This window comes from Paraburkholderia sp. BCC1884, assembly GCF_900996225.1.
Lineage (GTDB): Bacteria > Pseudomonadota > Gammaproteobacteria > Burkholderiales > Burkholderiaceae > Paraburkholderia.
This window is the reverse complement of sequence record NZ_CAAJGL010000016.1, coordinates 1-460: the sequence shown is the minus strand read 5'-3', so window position 1 is coordinate 460 and position 460 is coordinate 1. Positions and strand designations below refer to the sequence as shown.

The window sequence follows — 460 nt, the reverse complement described above, 5'->3', positions numbered from 1 at the left end:
CTGGATGTCGCCTTCGATGCGCGTCTGGGGCTCGTACTCGACCACCACGCGCGCGCGGCGCAGCAGCTCGGGATCGAGCTCGGTCTTGCCCGGGCAATCGCCGCCGACCGCGTTGACGTGCATGCCGGCCTCGAGCATGTCGGCGCTCAGGATGGTGGCCTTGGTCTTGTCGGCGGTCACGGTGGTGACGATGTCGGCGCCGCGCACGGCCTCGGCGGTCGAGCCGCAGCGCACGACGCGCAGGCGCCGGAACGGCGCGAGGTTCGCGACCAGCTTGTCGGTGGCGGCCGCGTCGACATCGAACACGCGCAGCTCCTCGATGCCGAGCAGCTCGTGGAAGGCGATCGCCTGGAATTCGGCCTGCGCGCCGTTACCGACCAGCGCCATCGACACCGAATCGGGCCGTGCCAGGAAGCGCGCGAACAGCGGCGAGGTGGCGGCGGTGCGCACCGCCGTGGTC

Annotated in this window: 1 pseudogene; it reads right to left on the bottom strand. The window is 71.5% G+C overall.

The window, feature by feature from the left end:
• Positions 1 to 460 (bottom strand): annotated as a pseudogene (locus FQ705_RS01125) (ornithine cyclodeaminase); the annotation flags it as partial.